Source organism: Salinivibrio costicola subsp. alcaliphilus (genome assembly GCF_001996185.1).
Classification (GTDB): Bacteria; Pseudomonadota; Gammaproteobacteria; order Enterobacterales; family Vibrionaceae; genus Salinivibrio; species Salinivibrio costicola.
In genome coordinates this window covers 1-17,055 of record NZ_MUFR01000003.1, presented here as the reverse complement: position 1 = coordinate 17,055, position 17,055 = coordinate 1, and the positions used below count along the sequence as shown (strand labels likewise).

The window sequence follows — 17,055 nt, the reverse complement described above, 5'->3', positions numbered from 1 at the left end:
TTACCTCAAACTAAAAAAGATGGATATAAGGGACCACCTCAGTGGTCTCCTTATCAGACTGATTAATGGGACGACGTCATATGAGTGACGTTTTCATCACTTAATAGATTGAGGATCTCGTCAATACTGTCGGTACTGGTGAGGGTATCTATTGCATCAGGTTCATCTAGCGCATTAGTGATAGCGGTAATAACTTGGATATGCTCATCGTTTTTGGCGGCAATCCCGATCACCAATTTGGCGATATCGTCTTTATCGTCGGTGAACTGCACACCCTTTGGATACTGGCATACTACGATGCCGGTTTTCTTGACTCCATCTTTCGCTTTGACGGTGCCATGAGGGACGGCGATAGATTCACCGAGGTAAGTTGGAGTTAATGCCTCGCGCTCAAACATGGCGTCGACATAGCCTGGTTCTACGTAGCCGAGTTTGACAAGTTGATTGCCGGCAAATTGGATCGCCTGTTCTTTGTTTGTTGCCGTTAAGCCAACATGGATATTTTCACGTTGGAGTTGAAAAGTGGGCGCTGGCGTTGGCTCGAAGCTATCGTCATTCGCGGCAGTATCAGGAACCCTAAGCACTTGCGGATCGTTCGCTGCAGGGTATTTTGCCGCGAGAATTTGGGTGACCAACTGGCCGTAAACCTCACCATCAAGGAAGTTATTAAGTGAAATATGGTGAGCTGATGGGGCGTGAGCACGTGCGCGCTCGGTTAGGTCTTTGTGCGTGATCACAATCTGCGCATCCTCAGGCAAACTATTAACCGCGATATTAGTGACACCAATATCTAGACCGGCGCTTTGCACTTTTTTGCGCAGCAAGCTGGCACCCATGGCACTGGATCCCATACCCGCATCACACGCAACCAAAATATGCTTAACGGATGCAAAATTAACCGTGCCTTTGGGCGCGGATGAGGGAGCGGAGGTATCTGCTTTCGCGCCTGTCTTCATGTCTTTCATTTTCGCAGTCGCTTCATCGAGTGAAGCTTCGTCACCATCGCCCTCTGTGCTTTTTTGCGTTTTCATCAGCAAAGCGGCAACCACAAATGACACACTGGCAGCGGCAATAATTGACGCTAAGACACCAACAACCGATCCTTTTTGCGTCATTAATAGCACGGCAAAGATAGAGCCAGGAGATGCCGGTGACACAATGCCTGCATCAAACACAGTGAGAACGAATACACCTGTCATACCTCCAGCAATGGCTGCAAGGATAAGACGTGGATTCATTAAAATGTAAGGGAAGTAGATCTCGTGAATACCACCGAAGAAGTGAATAATCGATGCACCCCCTGCGGTTTGACGTGCTGTGCCTTTACCAAACACCATGTACGCTAACAAGATGCCCAAACCTGGACCTGGATTCGCTTCAATGAGGAAGAAAATCGACTGGCCTGCTTCTGATGCTTGTTGAATGCCCAGAGGAGAGAAAATGCCGTGGTTGATCGCATTATTCAAGAACAAGATCTTAGCGGGTTCAACAAATACCGACGTCAGCGGTAACAAGTGCGCTGAGACCAAAAATTCAACGCCCGCAGCCAGACCATTGGACAACAGTTTTACGAACGGGCCGATGAGGAAGAAAGCGATAATCGCGCAAAGCATACCGATAATACCGGCAGAGAAGTTATTCACTAACATCTCAAACCCGCTTCTCACTTTGCCATCGATATAAGCATCGAATTTTTTAATGGCCCAGCCGCCGAATGGACCAACTATCATCGCGCCCATAAACATGGGAATGTCAGTCCCGACAATCACCCCCATGGTGGTAATCGCGCCGACAACAGCGCCGCGTTCGCCGCCAACAAGTTTACCGCCGGTGTAGCCGATCAGCAGTGGTAGTAGGTAGGTAATCATGGGGCCGACCATGGCCGCTAATGTCTCATTGGGTACCCAACCGGTCGGAATAAATAGTGCGGTAATAATCCCCCACGCGATGAATGCGCCGATATTGGGCATCACCATATTTGAGAGGAAGCGACCAAAATTCTGTATCTTGATCTTGGTGTCAGATGATATCATAACAATACCCCGTTTGATGTTCTCACTGAACGTGTATGGTAGAACGGTTCGCCAAAACCGTCTGGCTAGTTAGTACCCAGTCAATTTACCACACATTTTTTCGAGAGAACTGATAACGGGGATTTGTCGACACACCTCTCACTATTCACGTCGCAACTATATTTTACCCCAACACCTGTCACAAAAATAACATGAAAGTTTAGTACAAAACGAAAAAAACAACATTGTCAATAAAAATTATAATGACCATTATCACATTTTTTGTGTTTGCGTTATAAAATTTATAGTGATATAGATCACTCTTTATTTTTTTAGAACAGTGAAATAAAAAATCAGAGTGACTAATATCACACTGTTTGCCTGGTCGATATTAATTCATTGAGTGATCTTTATCACGTTTGTTTTTTTGTTACGAATAGTGACGGTTTGGTCGGTGTCGTATTGAAGCAGTAAACAGGCTCAATCACGTTGAGCCTGTTTATTGAAAGTACCAAAGCTGTTATCGCAGGTGGAAGAGTTAATATGCTCCTGCGCTGTAGATCAGCTCGTAGCTGTGGCTGTAGATCTCCAAGATATTGCCGAATGGGTCTTCCATATAGATCATGCGATAGGGCTTCTCTCCAGGATAGTAATAGCGTGGTTTCTCCATCCGTTTCTTACCGCCAGCTTCAACAATACGCTCGGCTAATGCTTCAACATTTGGATCTTGCACGCAGAAGTGAAATACGCCCGTTTTCCAATACTCGAAATTGTTGTCAGGGTTTTGCTGATCCTTAAACTCAAATAGCTCTACACCAACGCGGTCACCTGTCGATAAATGGGCAATGCGAAAACGTTCCCAACCTTGGCCAAACACATCGGTGCACATTTCGCCGATTGCACTGTCGTCTTCAACAATCTCAGTAGGCACCATGATGAGATACCAACCAAGCACCTGCGTGTAAAACTCAACGGCTTTTTCTAAGTCAGGGACGGAAATACCAATGTGTGAAAATGTACGTGGGTAAGGGGTCTGCATCGTTTGTTCCTCTTTGCTTACGTCTTCATTGTTTGCAAGCATGAGGCACCTAAACCATAATGTTAAATTATGGTTTGCAATGATTGTAATGACATTTTGTTATGGTTAACCCTGTTTGGCTGAAAACCTTTTGCACCCTGGTAGATGTTGGCACTTTTACTAAGGCCGCTGATAAATGCTATATGACGCAGTCTGGCGTAAGCCAGCACGTGCGAAAGCTTGAGGACTCATTATCTTCAACGTTGGTCATTCGAGGAAAGAAAGGCGTGGTGCTGACCGAGGCAGGACAACAACTCTATCGTCAAGGGAAGGACGTGCTACAAACGTTGGATAATCTTGCTGTAACCATCAGTCGCGATCCCGGCTATGAAGGCGAGGTACGCATTATGTCGCCGGGAAGTGTCGGGCTCCGCTTGTATACGCGTTTGCTCGATCTTCAGGTGACATATCCTGCCCTTACGATTAACTATCGATTTGCGCCAAATGGCGATGTTCACAAGGCTATCTTAAATAACACCATTGATATTGGCCTAACAACGGCTTGTCCAGTTGACCCGAATATTCAGTCTGAACCCATTGGCGAAGAGCCGTTATTGCTGGTGACACCGCGCCATATTAAAGACCCTACATGGGAAACACTCTGCCAACTTGGATTCATTGATCACCCAGATGCTAGGCATCACGCAGAGTTATTACTTGGGGCGAACTTCGAGCAATATCAAACGGCGCAGTTACGCCCCGTTAAGCAATCTGGTTTTTCTAACCAAATAAGTCTTATCTTACTACCCGTTGCACGCGGACTTGGCTTTACCGTCTTGCCCGCCAATGCTGTCGCGGCTTTTGCTCAACAAGCGGCCATTAAAGCTCATTACTTACCGACACCGGTCAGTGAAACCTTATATCTCTCCTCTCTTGCCGGACGCGAGCTGCCTCAGCGCGCGATCAATATTGCAAACGTCATTCAAGAGCAGGTAAGGGCGTAGTCCAATAGCGGCGAGCGCGCCGCCATTTTCAATTAGCCGCGATCATGACTCTGCTGATTTCTCAACCCGCAGCTTTTGCTCGCGCACTTTGCGACGTAATAGCTCGGTATAAATCGGTTGGCCGCCAAGTAATTGTGCAACAAGGGTGGCGCCGAGGGTGGTAATAATCAGCGGCAAAATCAGATAGTAGTTATTGGTCATCTCAATCACCAACAAAATTCCCGTGATAGGCGCGCGTACGGTCGCGGCGAACAAAGCGCCCATGCCCGCAATCGCGAACATCCCCGGTTCAATGCCCATATCCGGATACATATTGGTAACCACTAAGCCATAAACCGTCCCTAGCAAGGTGCCTAGCGCCAGCATGGGGGCGAAAATGCCGCCCGGTGCGCCGGAGCTAAAACAAATCACCGTCAGCAGCGTACGCGCCATAAAGATAAATAGCAGCGCACTGATGGAATAGTTTAAGCTAACAAAATCTGGCACTAAGTTAATGCCGCCATGGGTCAGCTCTGGGGCATAGATCAGCAATAAGCCAAAGAAACCGCCTAGCGTGGCCCCTACTAGCCAGATTCGTTTTTGACTTTTTTGATAAAAACGTTGGAAAAAGTCCTGACACCGCATAATCAAAAAATTAAACAGCACGCCAAACACGCCAAAACAACAACCTAGTGCGAGAAAGAACCATAAAGAGGCAAGTGGTGGTGTCTCGTACTGGGGCAGAACAATCACTGCCTCTTGGCCATTGATATAGCGAAAAACGATATCGGCCATGATGGCGGCAATGATCACTGCTTTTATCGAGATCAAGGTATAGCGAAACTGAGGTCGCATTTCCTCAACCACGAACATGATCGCCGCAAGGGGGGCATTAAACGCCGCGGCGAGACCGGCGGCAGCCCCGGATGCAAGCAGTGTTTGGTTACTGTTTCTGTCTTTGATGCGAAAAGTATCGGTGACCATGCGACCAATATTGGCACCGATTTGCACACTAGGACCTTCTCGTCCGAGGATCATCCCTGAGCCTAGCGCACCTAAACCGCCGAAAAATTTCACTGGGATTACCCGCCACCACCGCGTAGGTCGAATGCCTTCCATCGCGCCTTCCACCTCAGGGATCCCTGAACCAGCGGCCTCGGGCGCAAATCGATGAACAAGCCAATAGCCCATTAAGGCCAGGCCGGCACTGATAATAAAAGCGAGTAATCCCAATGGAATCATTGAGCTAATGTTGCTGTCTAGCCAGTCAGTTCTTGACTGAGAGAGGGTATGAATCGCGAGTTCGAAAAGGGTGACAACAACGCCGCCTAAAAAGCCGATGACAACGGCGAGCAAAAGAATAGAAACGGGCGTTTTGTCGCGTGACCATAATTTATCAAAGAAAACGCTAGATTTATAAAAGATGGCTCTTTTCTTGCCTGTTTTACTTACAATTTTCATCTATGTGAACGCAAAGTTTGAAAAGAAAAATGACGATGTATGGGGGCACTCATTCTTGCGCCGACACCGTGCTGGGAACGTCCTGTTCCCCGAGAGAACGCATTTATACTACGCCAATTCACCTAACATGCAAGCGCTTGACCGGTGTCTAATTATTCGGCTAGCCAAGATAAAAATCCCTGGAGTAAGCGATACGGGGCGGCGATAACGATAAGGGCATATTTTCAGACGTTTCACTGGGGGAGTCCGTATTGAGTGATAGCGTACCACCTCCCTGTCTCTGAATAATTGATTTGAATTAGATCACAGTTTGTTAGGGACAAAATGTCCGCTGCGACACCATTGGCCGCAGCGGTGCGAATCAACCGCGACCAGGCGCTTGGGTTGCGGCAATGTGATCGCCGATCTCAATCAAACGGCTCAAAATCCGCTCACCATCAACGCCAATGCCATTGTGCTCGTATTCGTTAGTCATCCACGCTTGACTGTTGGCAATCTGCGCCAAGGTTTGACGGGAATAATCGAACTCGACAAACATGTCATCCACATAGGTGGCACAGGCGAGCGGCACCGTATTGCATTTCAGCGCATCCAGATCATACAGCGCCGGCCAATCGCTCTTTTCTGCCAGTAACATGGCAGCGTCTTTGAGCGGTTTAAGGGTAGCCAGTTGATCAAACATCCACGGGTAAACCATTTCGCCGGTAAAACGGAACGGCTGATCGGGCTGATAGTGGAACTGCGGGAATTGATCGCGCACCCGATGGGCTGACCACTGCGACGCCTGCTGCTGGCAGTAAATCGATTCATGCAAAATCGCGTAAAACGGGTTGGTTAAATACCCTTGGTCAGCCTGCATCGCATTTAAGAATGGATAGCTTAAGGTACGCTCACCATTCACCTCTATAAAGGCTCGCTCTAGTAGGTAATACAGTGGCAGACCCGCATGACCGCGGCCAAGGTTCAGGCCAATAGTTTGGAACTGCTCCACCGTAAACGGCTGACCGTTTGGCAGTGTCACCGCATTGTTTTGCAGATACTGGGCAATCTCGTGACAGCGGGCTTGTGCATCGGGGAATTGGGCGAAAAACTGCTGGTTCTTGTCTTCCACACGCTGATAGGTTTTTTGATAAACCGCATCGGCGTGTCCCTCGAGCGGCGGGATCCCACCGGTGACAAACGCGCGAGACAAGGACTGCGGAAAGAACGACAAATAGGTGAGGGCACAGAACCCACCAAAGCTTTGCCCGAGGATCGCCCATTGCTTGATGCCTAGCGTCTCGCGTAAACACTCGGCGTCTTTCACGATGCTGTCGGCGCGAAAATGGCTCAGATACGCTGCTTGCTCGGCAGGTGTGAGATGGGCAAGCGTTTGGTGGTTTACCGGCGAGCTTAAGCCCGTGCCGCGTTGGTCGAGCAACAACACGCGATAATCGTCTAATGCGCGTTTTAGCCAACCTGTGGCGCCGTTGGGGCGGGGAGACTCCATGCCTGGCCCACCTTGAAAATACACCAGCCACGGCAGATCTGCTTCGTGATGGCGTGTATCAACCACTTCACGAGCAAAAATAGTGATCGGCGTACTATTGGCGTCACTGTGATCCAGTGGGACCTCAACACGGTGACTGCGATAACGGATATAACGATCATAAAGATCTTGCATGGTAATGCCTTTATAAACAGAAAGATGACGATGATTAGGTTATCAGAGTTGTTCGGTCTCAGCGAGCAAGCACGAAGCCGAACCTCTTCAATTTTTATGTGATCTATATCACTTTTATATTTACTTAGCCTGCTAACTATTTTATATTGCTTGTTCTCTATTACTTAGCAGGCTAAGTAATCCGCACGATTGAGGGAGAGATCGCATGACCGCTTCACATCCAGAACATATGTCGATAGCTGAACATCTAGGACGGACCGCACGACTATGGCGACGCGTAGCCGATTCCGAGCTTGAACCACTTGGGCTCAGTTATCCGCGCTGGAGTGCGCTGTGGATGTTACGTCGATTGGGCGATGGCATCAGCCAAAGTGAGTTGGCGCAAGCGTTAGAGATTGAGCTGGGCTCGTTAATGCGCACGTTAAAGCACCTTGAGGAACAAGGGCTGATCACACGGCGCTGCTTACCCGAAGATAAACGAACCCGAACCGTCCATGTCACCGACAGTGGTTGTGAATTAATGTCGCGTATCGAAGCGCGGGTGTTGCGGGTACGCAAACATTTGTTGTCTGGTATCGCCGCTGAAGATTTTGAGGCTTTAGAGCGTGTATTGGTCACCATCAATCAAAACGCACTCGACTACGTAACGTCTTCTCAAGATGAATAAAAAGCAAGGCGATACCTTGTTCTTGTTAGGGCGACGCTGTTCAGCGCGATACTTTCCAGTGCAACACTAATCAATAATGATGTAGATAAGTAAAGGTAATAAGCACGAATGACACCGGATGAAAAATTTTCTCGCTGGGTAAAAATAGCGGCGCTCAGTTTTCTGATCCTTTTCGGTTATTTTTTAATTGCAGATAATACGATGCCACTCACGCCTCATGCGATGGTGACACGCACCGTCACTAAAGTGGCACCACAAGTGAGCGGCCCAGTCAGCGCGCTTGCGGTCGACAACAACCAAGACGTTCACCAAGGTGATGTGCTGTTTCGGATTGAAAGCGCGCCTTACCGAATTGCCGTCGACCAAGCAAAGCTCGCACTTGCCCAGGCCAGACAAAGCAATGCTCAGCTCGATGCCTCCTTGATGGCCGCGCGCCAAGATGTCTCTGCGCTCGCGTCGGTATTGGCACAAAAAGCACGCGAAGCGAAACGATTAAAAGCTCTATTTGCTAAAAATGGTGTGTCGCAGCAGCAGCGTGACGATGCGATTAGCGCGGCCGATACTGCACGCGCCAAATGGGAAGCTGCCAAAGCGCGTGTCAGTGCGCTTCAAATTCAACGGGGCGGTGATGGTGCCAGTAATATTGCCGAACAAGTGGCATTGAGCAAGTTAAAGAAAGCGCAATTGAATCAATCGTATACCACCGTAAAAGCCAGCCATGACGGCGTAGTGACCAACCTGCAATTAGACGTGGGCGCCTATGCCAGTGCCGGCCAGCCAATCATGGCATTGGTGTCAGAACGTGCACAAGTGATTGCCGATTTTCGTGAGAAAAGTGTGCGCGACATTGAAGCAGGTTATACCACGCTAGTGGCGTTTGACAGTGAGCCCGGCGCTTTATATACCGGCCATGTTACCAGTGTTGATGCGGGGGTCAGTGCAGGTCAAATCGATGCTAATGGCCAGTTAGCCTCACCCACCAATTCCAACCGATGGGTACGCGATGCACAGCGTATGCGTCTGCACATTCAACTTGATGAATGGCCATCTCATGCCCTCCCCACGGGTGCTCGCGCCACGGTACAACTGGTGCCTGACCATGCGATAAGCGGTCTGCTCGCAAAAGCACAAGTGGGCTTTCTGAGTATGCTGCATTACATCTACTAAGGGCGAGTGCAATGAATTTATGGCATCACCCGTTAAGCGATAATGATGTACGCCAATGTGCGCGCATAGCCACCGGCGCGACCTTAGGATTCGCGATTTGTAAGTTTTTCGACTGCAGCTTTGGGGTGTTTTTTACCGTCACGCCAATGTTGCTGCTCGGCCTTGTCCCGGTGATCAATGGCCGTGCCGCGCGTCAGCTTTTGGCCTCAGCAGTGATCAGTGGGTTAGAAGTTGGACTGCTGGGCGGATTATTTGGCGCGCATCCAGGGTTAATGACGCCTTTGGTATTCTTGTTGTTCACCTACAAATTTGCCTGCATGTCAAAAGGGCGTTTTTTTCTTTTTGGTGCCAACAGCGTGTTAAGCCTTAGCATCATGCTTCATTTTGCGAGTTATCCCGATTTACCGATCAATACCTTAATCTTCGGTAACCTGGGCGCGAATGTGTTATCGGTCGCAGTGGCGTATCTCGTCACCTGGTTAATTCCTGATGTCACGCCGCGCCAGCCGCCCGTTGCATCCGCAGGGGGAAAACAATCCCATCGGATGCGGCATGAAGCACTCATGGGCGCGACGTTGGCGACGGTCTCGTTTTTTATCTTTCAGCTGTTTGATTTGCGCGATTCGATTTCAGCACAAGCCACCACCGTGTTGTTGCTGTTCCCGATGCATTGGAACGGCTCGCTCAGTTATGCGCGTAAACGGGCGATTGGCACTGTGTTGGGCGTGGTGTATGGGGTGGGCTGCCAAGTTATTTTATACGATTGGTTTAACGTGCTGATCTTGGTGATCCCGCTGCTTTGGATAGGCACCATGTTGTTTGCTAAAGCGCATTTAAAAGAGGCCGGTGGCTCAGGCGTGGGGTTTGGGGCCATGGCAACGCTCGGGATCTTATTCGGGCAATACTTAAGCCCCAACCAAGACTTTATGTACGATGCCTTATATCGAGTCAGCAGCAACTTAGTCGCCATTGTACTCACCTTGATGCTTTGCTTTATCGTGCATAAATTACTTAATTACTTCCCGGCAACGCGGTTTGGCGTCACTTAACTGCCGATTATGCTGGGCACGAACATGCTTCGCTTCAGTCAACTAATAATCATGATTTTTGCGGCTAACCTCTCAGCCCAATTTCACTTTTGCGAAGCATCACTTGTTTAACCCATGACCTACCGCTATGATTCTGTTTAACAATTATGTACAGAGAGGAAGTCAGCCGTCTCTCATACTGTTCGACACTGAATTTTTCGGCACATTACGCGCCGGTTGTGACGGCTTTAGTCCTTCCCCATCATTTAAAAAGGCAGCGTAGTGAAAAAACTCATTTTGATCGTGGTCTGTGCCATGTTTGCGGTTGCGGCCATTGCAAGCATCACGGCCACTACCTTTATCTCGCATGACGAGATAGACAGCATTATTCTTAAACGTTCGCAAGCACAGGCTGAGCTACTTGCCGACCGTGCGGAATACATCTTAGAAAACTCCTCCACGCCTACCGCTGATCTGCAAGACATGGTGTCCGATCTTAAAGGTCGAGACGACATCAGCTACGCAGTGATGATTGATAAAAACATCAAAGCGATTGCCCATAGCGATAGACAGAAAATTGATAAGGTGTACAGCGATAATTATACCGTCGCCGGTGCCGGCCAGGGTCAGCCCCAGCATTCGCGCTGGTACGCCGATGTGCAAGATGTATGGGTGTACGACATCATGATGCCGGTGTACGTCGATGGCCGTCTTTGGGGTGCGTTTGATGTCGGCATTCCCATCACCGAAGTCGATGCTGCCGCCAATGATATCGCCATTGCCCAGCTTACCGCGATTGGCTTGATTTTTATCGGCTGTACCTTGGTGCTAGTGTGGCTACTCGGCCGTTTATTCGCGCCGCTTAAAGGCTTAGAACATGCGCTGGCAGATATCTCGAAAGGCGATGGTGACCTTACCGTGCGCTTGCCCGTGACCGGCAATAACGAGATCACTCGCATCTCAGAGGCGTTTAACACCTTTGTGGATAAAATCGACCAAATCATCGCTAACGTGGTTGATACCGGTGAAGAGCTTGGCCGCTCGGCGGGATCATTGCGCGATAAAGCAGCGCAGTCATTAAAGCGCGGTGAGTCACAAAGCGAGCAAGCCTTGTTGGTGGTCACCTCAATGAACGAAATGATCGCCACCATTAATGAGATCTCGCAAAGTGCGTCTAGCGCGGCGGACTCGGCCTCATCGGCGAACAGCGAAACCGAAGCCGGCAAGCAAACCTTGACCGAGGCAACCGCGACGATTAACCAACTCGACACTGAGATGGATAACATGTCAACGGTGATCACCTCGTTGGCCGAGCGAACTCAGTCGATTGTCTCGATTCTGGATGTGATTCGCGGGATCTCTGAGCAAACGAACTTGCTTGCCTTGAACGCAGCGATTGAAGCGGCACGTGCTGGTGAGGCTGGACGTGGCTTTGCGGTGGTCGCCGATGAAGTGCGCAGCCTGGCGACTAAAACCTCACAATCGACCGAAGAAATTCAATCGACTATTGATCAGCTGCAGCAAGAAGCGAAAAATGCCGTTGATGCTATGGATACCAGCAAGGCATTGACCACCGAGGGTAACCGTGCCACTGAGCAAGCACTGACAGCACTAGAAAGCATTGCCACGCAGGTAAGCACCATCTTAGATATGAACACCCATGTTGCGACCGCGACCGAAGAGCAATCGAGCGTGGCGAATGAAATCAACGTCAACATGGATAATGTTAACCAAGCGGCACAAGCCGGTTTGGAAGATAGCCATAGTCTAGAGGCCAGCAGTCAAGACTTAGCCGGTCTGGCACAAACGCTCGACCAACATGTCGGCGCCTTCAAAATCTCGGCAATCAAACCGACAACAGGTACCTTGCGCGCGTCGCGTCATTAATTCATCTTTGAATGAGCGCGTACAACAATCGCCAGCCCCGTGCTGGCGATTTTTCTATCGTGCGCCCATTGATGCAGACGTGCTTGTACGCAGCTGTTGGTCGGGCAGGTGGTCGGCAAGAAACTCTAACCACGCGGCTACCTTGGGCTGTAACTGGCGTCCGCTGGGGTAGAGCGCCCAAATACCTTCATCGTCTACCCGATAATCCGTTAACACCTCAACCAGTTCGCCGTTTGCCAATGCCGCCTGCACATAATAATGGGGCAGCTGCGCCAAGCCTAGACCATGCTTAGCCGCATCGAGTAAGGCCACACCAGAGTTACAGCGTAACTTTCCTGATACGGTCAGTGTGCGAATTTTACCGCTGCTTTGATAATGCCAATGTTCATTTGAGCCCACCAAACAGGTATGGCGACTGAGTGCACTGGGTGAATCAGGAGAGCCATGAGCGGCTAAATAGCCAGGGCTGGCACAAATGGTTAATTGGCGCGATCCCAACCGTTTTGCCTTAAGGCTCGAGTCGGGTAAGTGACCAATACGAATTGCCACATCGGTGCCGGTATCGGTGAGATCTACGCGTCGGTTAGTCAGGTGTAAATCGATCGACACTTGCGGGTAAGCGGTTAAAAATGGCGCAAGTAAAGGGGCAATATATTGCTCACCAAAGTTCACCGGCGCAGTGACGCGGACCAGCCCAGAAGGAAGCGCTTGCGATTGAGTAATGGTTTGCTCAGCATCGACCAAGGCCGCGAGCAGTGGGCGGCAGCGTTGATAATAGAGCTCACCTTCGTCGGTGAGTGACACTTTGCGGGTGGTGCGATGAAACAGCTTCACCCCCAAATACGCCTCAAGCGACGCCACCCGACGACTTACCGACACCACCGTGATGTCCAATTTATTAGCCGCTTGGGTAAAGCTGCCATGCTCGGCTACCGATAAAAATTCGTTTAATCCTTCCCAATGGGGTGCCATTACCGTCTACCCTGTCTATATTCACTGACACATATTATTACGACAGTGAAATAATGATTTTCAATTTTGCCAGATTATAACTAAAACTAACTTAGTTAGCATAGTCAGGTCGTAATCGTGAACAAAAAGGATTCTCCAATGGCACTAACAATCAAGCCGGGACAAACGCATATCAAATCAAAAGCCGCGGTCGCATGGGGGCCAGGTGAACCCCTGAAAATGGAAGAGGTCGACGTTCAATTACCTAAACCAGGTGAAGTTCTTGTCAGAATCGTCGCTACCGGTGTATGTCATACCGATGCCTTTACCCTATCGGGTGACGATCCTGAAGGGGTATTTCCTTCTATTCTTGGCCACGAAGGCGGTGGCATTGTTGAAATGGTCGGCGAGGGTGTGACCAGCGTAGAAGTGGGCGACCATGTGATCCCGCTTTACACTGCCGAATGTGGCGAGTGTAAATTCTGTCTATCTGGCAAAACCAACCTATGTGGCGCGGTGCGTGAAACTCAAGGCAAAGGCCTGATGCCCGATGGCACCTCGCGCTTTTCGATTAACGGCGAGACCATTTTCCACTACATGGGCTGCTCGACCTTCTCCGAATACACGGTATTGCCAGAGATCTCATTGGCGAAAGTGAGCAAAGCCGCGCCGCTGGAAGAAGTTTGCTTGCTTGGCTGTGGTGTCACCACCGGCATGGGCGCAGTGATGAACACCGCCAAAGTAGAAAAAGGCGACACCGTGGCGATTTTCGGCTTGGGTGGCATTGGCCTGTCAGCCATCATCGGTGCCCGTATGGCCGGCGCAAGCCGCATCATTGGCATTGATATCAATGAAAGCAAATTCACCCTTGCCAAGCAGCTGGGTGCCACCGATGTGATTAACCCTCAAGATTACAATCAGCCAATCCAGCAAGTGATTGTCGAGATGACCGACGGCGGCGTTGATTATTCGTTTGAATGTATCGGTAATGTCGATGTGATGCGCCAAGCGCTGGAATGCTGCCACAAAGGCTGGGGTGAGTCAGTGATCATTGGGGTTGCTGGCGCCGGCCAAGAGATTTCAACCCGTCCATTCCAGCTGGTGACAGGGCGCGTTTGGAAAGGCTCGGCGTTTGGTGGCGTAAAAGGCCGCTCAGAGCTGCCCGGCATTGTTGAGCGTTACCTCGATGGTGAGTTTGGCCTGCAAGAATTTATCAGCTATACCATGGGCCTTGATGAAGTGAACCGCGCCTTTGAACTGATGCACGAAGGCAAAAGCATTCGCAGCGTGATCCACATGGACCAATAACAGGACGGCCGCCGTGGCAACACGGCGGCAGAATAACCATGCAACTAGAAAAAATAAGCGAAAACAAAGTCGCAGGCGGTTGGCACCAACGTTGGCAGCATGACTCTAGTGCCACCAACGGCAAAATGACGTTTGCGATCTTTCTGCCTGAGAAAACCAACACCCAACCGGTGCCCGTGCTCTACTGGCTCTCGGGCCTGACCTGCACCGACGAAAACTTTATGCAAAAGGCCGGCGCGTTTAAACAAGCCGCCACCTTGGGCATGGCGATTGTGGCGCCGGACACCAGCCCGCGCGGCGAGGGTGTGGCGGACGCCGATCAATACGATCTCGGCCAAGGGGCGGGGTTTTATGTTAATGCCACCCAAGCGCCGTGGCAGTCGCACTACCAGATGTACGACTACGTCGCCAATGAGCTGCCCGAGCTGATTGAATCGCACTTTGCGGTCAACAACCAGCGCGCAATTGCCGGACACAGCATGGGTGGCCACGGCGCGCTAGTGATTGGTTTGCGTAATCCCTCACGCTACAGCAGTATTTCCGCGTTCAGCCCCATTTGTCATCCCACCGATTGCCCGTGGGGCAAACAGGCCTTTAGCGCCTATTTAGGCGATGACGAACAAACATGGCAAGCCTACGATGCCACCGTGTTACTCGCCCAACGCCCCACCGCCATGCCGATGCTGGTGGACCAAGGCGACAAAGACGGCTTTTTAGTCGACCAGCTTAACCCGCAAGCCCTAAAACAAGCGGCAGAGAAACACAACTCTCCGCTTACCTTGCGCATGCAACCTGGTTACGACCACAGCTACTTTTTCATCAGTACCTTTATTGATGAACACCTCGCCTTCCACGCCACCCGCTTTGCGCGGTAAGGCACACAAAACGTTGAGACTCCAAGCGGCCATCCAGGCCGCTTTTTTTTGCACCCATTTCACAAACTATGGCTTATCTAACACTTTGGACAATAGCGCACGAAAAGCAAAACAGCGCTTGATACACTAACCCGCAAATTAGCCAATAGATGGCGTGTTAGGTGCCGACAACTGATCGGCGGTAGCGTGGTGAATGCATGGATGGTTCCAGTTTCACGCTTGGGGACAGTGTGAATGCCCGAGCAGCGATAGGCGGCATGCATACTATCGCGGAAAAGAGACATGCATGACATGTAATAAACTCTTTTTATAACAATGGTTTAGTAAGATAATAATGCGTGTAACGATTTTGGGCAATCGCTCATGCGCACTAACTACAATGTTATGTGCTTGCGTAAGCTAAGGGGGTCTTGAAAGCTAGATGTTTCGAGCGAGAAAATTGATTCTTAAGGTTCTATCGAGTAATATTAACTACGTATCGTAATATTGATACATCCGCGAAAGGAACAAAGGTAAATTATTATGACTAACCCAAACTTAGACCTGCTCAGAATGGCAAGTGACATCGGTGATAAACATCGAGGTGTTTCAGTGGTTGGCAAAACTAAAGAAGAAACAATGGCTAATCTTCTTACCATGTTTAAGACTAGTAATGAGCAACATCAAACAGAAACCAATAACAAGAGCTCTCGTTAATCCTTCCTTTCAAGAAATTAGCGACTATTTCGGCTATGATTCAACGAAGTATGTTCCCGAGATAGCCGCTCTCCTGCAACAGTGGGCCGATCAAGGTTACGTTGAAGTATATCAAACAATTCAAGACCGAGAGTACGGAATGATTAAATCGTCCGAACTTAACAGTAAGGGTGTACTCGCTCCTTACTATATAGGTCTGTATCACGCGCGCTTAGTCGAGGGCGAGCATGATCCATTAGTTGTCGTTAAGTTCTACGAAGATGAAATTCAATATCATACTGAATCTGCTACAGAAGCTGTTGATATGCGCTTTATGATAGATCATGAGGACCTCTTTGGCACAGCTAGTGTTAAAAGAGATCCTGCTGCATTAAGAAAAATGTGGTTGGAGGTAAAGGGTAAAATCGACGAGGGTGATCCTTCATAACTCCAGTCGAGATCGTACATAACAAGTATGTCGTCAATCGTTAAATTTTGGCGAGGTGTTCATCAAGCTCAGCTTGCATGGCTGCTTCAGTGAGTTGCTTGATGAGGGGGTTAAGATACCGTCTTTGCCGGTGAGGTCTTTACCTTCACGCAAAGCTTGCAAGGCGGCATCCATATCGAATGTTGGTTTGGTCATGTGTCATCCCTTTTTGATACAGTCTAACGAAATGACACAGAATTCTGAACACTACCGTACGACTTGAGCACGTCCATCTTGAATCACCTTTTTGCCTTTATATCGCCCACTTTCTTGTGTCACGGGAGCAACACCCATGAGTGATGCCGCTTGCTGAGGGATCCCCTCATAATTTTCTTTATCGTTCCCACGCTCCCGCGTGGGAACGAGTTAAATTGTGCCCGTGAGAGGCAGCACACCAACCCCAACCACTGAACCAAACCGAACCACGTTCGTACTGGGTATCGTCATTTTTAACCGAATCAATATCTAACGGGGTGAGCGTGAACCAAATCAATCCAGCCAAGTTACGCAATAGCAAGTGGACGGCGGTAAAACCCATTCATCGCGAGAAGCACTTTGTAGTCTCTGACGTTGAGTATGATGAAGACGGTGTGGTGGTGTTATGCGTGCTCGAGTCAGTGCTATCGAAAAAAGACTATCCGATTGACTGGCGAGAGCTCAAAAATGATGAGAAGTGGCGTCAAGGATGGAGATAAGGTCGCCCATGAACCGAGCGCAATGTCAGGATTTGGAACTGGCGGTAAGCAGCCTCGACCGTATTCGTGTAAATGGCCTCTATACCCGTGATCATTGAAGATGCTTGATTTTACGTAGAAACAGGATCATGATTCCTACCTATGAAAGTGACTTTAACCAAACAGCAGAAGCTTGAAC

General features: G+C 49.6%; 14 protein-coding genes and 2 pseudogenes. 9 read left to right on the top strand and 7 right to left on the bottom strand.

Features of this window, described 5'->3' with window-relative positions:
- Positions 1–62 precede the first annotated feature (62 nt).
- Together BZJ21_RS01435 and BZJ21_RS01430 are read right to left on the bottom strand one after the other, a co-directional pair.
- A complete protein-coding gene (locus BZJ21_RS01435) occupies positions 63–2,033 on the bottom strand; it encodes a PTS mannitol transporter subunit IICBA (RefSeq protein ID WP_077668945.1) in 1,971 nt (656 codons plus the stop codon).
- 517 nt (positions 2,034–2,550) lie between these two features.
- Positions 2,551–3,051 (bottom strand): lactoylglutathione lyase family protein, encoded by a 501-nt coding sequence (locus BZJ21_RS01430; RefSeq protein ID WP_077460926.1) that lies wholly within the window; start codon positions 3,049–3,051, stop codon positions 2,551–2,553.
- Between the two features lie 101 nt (positions 3,052–3,152).
- Here BZJ21_RS01430 and BZJ21_RS01425 point away from each other — a divergent pair, with 101 nt between their 5' ends.
- On the top strand, positions 3,153–4,034 hold the full coding sequence (locus tag BZJ21_RS01425; protein ID WP_021024439.1) for a LysR family transcriptional regulator: 882 nt from the start codon (positions 3,153–3,155) through the stop codon (positions 4,032–4,034).
- A gap of 42 nt (positions 4,035–4,076) precedes the next feature.
- Here the strand turns inward: BZJ21_RS01425 and clcA are convergent, their stop codons facing one another.
- Positions 4,077–5,474, bottom strand: coding sequence for a H(+)/Cl(-) exchange transporter ClcA (gene clcA / locus BZJ21_RS01420; RefSeq protein ID WP_077668944.1), 1,398 nt, complete (start codon positions 5,472–5,474; stop codon positions 4,077–4,079).
- Between the two features lie 361 nt (positions 5,475–5,835).
- A complete protein-coding gene (locus BZJ21_RS01415) occupies positions 5,836–7,137 on the bottom strand; it encodes an alpha/beta fold hydrolase (RefSeq protein ID WP_077668943.1) in 1,302 nt (433 codons plus the stop codon).
- A gap of 205 nt (positions 7,138–7,342) precedes the next feature.
- Between BZJ21_RS01415 and BZJ21_RS01410 the strand changes: the two genes are divergently transcribed.
- The 4 genes from BZJ21_RS01410 to BZJ21_RS01395 all read left to right on the top strand — a co-directional run bounded on the left by BZJ21_RS01410 (position 7,343) and on the right by BZJ21_RS01395 (position 11,886).
- A complete protein-coding gene (locus tag BZJ21_RS01410) occupies positions 7,343–7,804 on the top strand; it encodes a MarR family winged helix-turn-helix transcriptional regulator (RefSeq protein WP_021024442.1) in 462 nt (153 codons plus the stop codon).
- 108 nt (positions 7,805–7,912) lie between these two features.
- Positions 7,913–8,971 carry an HlyD family secretion protein gene (locus BZJ21_RS01405; protein WP_077668942.1) on the top strand — a complete coding sequence of 353 codons (1,059 nt, stop codon included), beginning with the start codon at positions 7,913–7,915 and terminating at the stop codon, positions 8,969–8,971.
- A gap of 11 nt (positions 8,972–8,982) precedes the next feature.
- Positions 8,983–10,020 carry a DUF2955 domain-containing protein gene (locus BZJ21_RS01400; protein WP_077668941.1) on the top strand — a complete coding sequence of 346 codons (1,038 nt, stop codon included), beginning with the start codon at positions 8,983–8,985 and terminating at the stop codon, positions 10,018–10,020.
- Positions 10,021–10,281: 261 nt separating this feature from the next.
- The gene (locus tag BZJ21_RS01395; protein ID WP_077668940.1) at positions 10,282–11,886 is read left to right on the top strand and encodes a methyl-accepting chemotaxis protein; all 1,605 of its coding nucleotides are present in this window, start codon (positions 10,282–10,284) and stop codon (positions 11,884–11,886) included.
- A gap of 54 nt (positions 11,887–11,940) precedes the next feature.
- On the opposite strand, the gene BZJ21_RS01390 is transcribed toward BZJ21_RS01395, so the two are convergent.
- Positions 11,941–12,858, bottom strand: a complete 918-nt coding sequence (locus BZJ21_RS01390) for a LysR family transcriptional regulator (RefSeq protein ID WP_077668939.1) — start codon at positions 12,856–12,858, stop codon at positions 11,941–11,943.
- 138 nt (positions 12,859–12,996) lie between these two features.
- On the opposite strand from BZJ21_RS01390, the gene BZJ21_RS01385 reads away from it, so the two are divergent.
- From BZJ21_RS01385 to BZJ21_RS01375, 3 genes are all read left to right on the top strand, one after another.
- On the top strand, positions 12,997–14,145 hold the full coding sequence (locus BZJ21_RS01385) for an S-(hydroxymethyl)glutathione dehydrogenase/class III alcohol dehydrogenase (RefSeq protein WP_021024446.1): 1,149 nt from the start codon (positions 12,997–12,999) through the stop codon (positions 14,143–14,145).
- 38 nt (positions 14,146–14,183) lie between these two features.
- Entirely contained in the window at positions 14,184–15,020 is an 837-nt protein-coding gene (fghA, locus tag BZJ21_RS01380) for an S-formylglutathione hydrolase (RefSeq protein ID WP_077668938.1), read from the top strand.
- Between the two features lie 652 nt (positions 15,021–15,672).
- Complete coding sequence (locus BZJ21_RS01375) at positions 15,673–16,143, top strand: hypothetical protein (protein ID WP_131826329.1); 471 nt, start codon at positions 15,673–15,675, stop codon at positions 16,141–16,143.
- 49 nt (positions 16,144–16,192) lie between these two features.
- Here the strand turns inward: BZJ21_RS01375 and BZJ21_RS01370 are convergent.
- A pseudogene (locus BZJ21_RS01370) lies at positions 16,193–16,338 on the bottom strand (IS256 family transposase); the annotation flags it as partial.
- Positions 16,339–16,398: 60 nt separating this feature from the next.
- Positions 16,399–16,494, bottom strand: a pseudogene (locus BZJ21_RS16085) (IS110 family transposase); the annotation flags it as partial.
- A gap of 167 nt (positions 16,495–16,661) precedes the next feature.
- Here BZJ21_RS16085 and BZJ21_RS01365 point away from each other — a divergent pair.
- On the top strand, positions 16,662–16,877 hold the full coding sequence (locus tag BZJ21_RS01365) for a TIGR02450 family Trp-rich protein (protein ID WP_077668936.1): 216 nt from the start codon (positions 16,662–16,664) through the stop codon (positions 16,875–16,877).
- Positions 16,878–17,055: the final 178 nt, after the last annotated feature.

Coding starts and splice junctions, on each gene's coding strand:
- BZJ21_RS01385 (WP_021024446.1), top strand. CDS start 12,997: ATGGCACTAACAATCAAGCCGGGACAAACGCATATCAAATCAAAAGCC.
- BZJ21_RS01405 (WP_077668942.1), top strand. CDS start 7,913: ATGACACCGGATGAAAAATTTTCTCGCTGGGTAAAAATAGCGGCGCTC.
- BZJ21_RS01415 (WP_077668943.1), bottom strand. CDS start 7,137: ATGCAAGATCTTTATGATCGTTATATCCGTTATCGCAGTCACCGTGTT.
- clcA (WP_077668944.1), bottom strand. CDS start 5,474: ATGAAAATTGTAAGTAAAACAGGCAAGAAAAGAGCCATCTTTTATAAA.
- BZJ21_RS01375 (WP_131826329.1), top strand. CDS start 15,673: ATGAGCAACATCAAACAGAAACCAATAACAAGAGCTCTCGTTAATCCT.
- BZJ21_RS01410 (WP_021024442.1), top strand. CDS start 7,343: ATGACCGCTTCACATCCAGAACATATGTCGATAGCTGAACATCTAGGA.
- fghA (WP_077668938.1), top strand. CDS start 14,184: ATGCAACTAGAAAAAATAAGCGAAAACAAAGTCGCAGGCGGTTGGCAC.
- BZJ21_RS01400 (WP_077668941.1), top strand. CDS start 8,983: ATGAATTTATGGCATCACCCGTTAAGCGATAATGATGTACGCCAATGT.
- BZJ21_RS01390 (WP_077668939.1), bottom strand. CDS start 12,858: ATGGCACCCCATTGGGAAGGATTAAACGAATTTTTATCGGTAGCCGAG.
- BZJ21_RS01435 (WP_077668945.1), bottom strand. CDS start 2,033: ATGATATCATCTGACACCAAGATCAAGATACAGAATTTTGGTCGCTTC.
- BZJ21_RS01425 (WP_021024439.1), top strand. CDS start 3,153: ATGGTTAACCCTGTTTGGCTGAAAACCTTTTGCACCCTGGTAGATGTT.
- BZJ21_RS01430 (WP_077460926.1), bottom strand. CDS start 3,051: ATGCAGACCCCTTACCCACGTACATTTTCACACATTGGTATTTCCGTC.